This window comes from Pseudomonas sp. 65/3-MNA-CIBAN-0223 (assembly GCF_040310425.1).
Taxonomy (GTDB): Bacteria; Pseudomonadota; Gammaproteobacteria; order Pseudomonadales; family Pseudomonadaceae; genus Aquipseudomonas; species Aquipseudomonas gregormendelii.
Map to the genome: position 1 here is coordinate 1 of NZ_JBEOPV010000118.1, position 277 is coordinate 277.

Here is a 277-nt window from a genome sequence, read left to right on the forward strand (position 1 = left end):
GTGGAGCAGGTGGTCGAGCCGGGCCAGTCACGCGGCCACGCGCTGCTGCTTGCATCCCGCGTTGCAAGGCAAAGCCCGGTGGCGGTGCGCGCTATCAAACCGCTGATAGATAGCTCCCGCCAGCGTGTGCCTAACACACTAGCCGCTGCCGAGCGGGAGGCCTTTGTAGAGCTTTTCGAGGCAGAGGACACTCTAGAGGGCGTCAATGCCTTTCTCGAAAAACGAGACCCTCGCTGGCGCAACCGATGAGCACCCCACCACGCGCAGGGCCGTAAGC

General features: G+C 63.9%; 1 protein-coding gene. It reads left to right on the plus strand.

The window, feature by feature from the left end:
- A partial coding sequence (locus AAEZ09_RS28175; RefSeq protein ID WP_350601629.1) for an enoyl-CoA hydratase-related protein occupies positions 1-249 on the plus strand: 249 nt, incomplete at its 5' end.
- Positions 250-277: the final 28 nt, after the last annotated feature.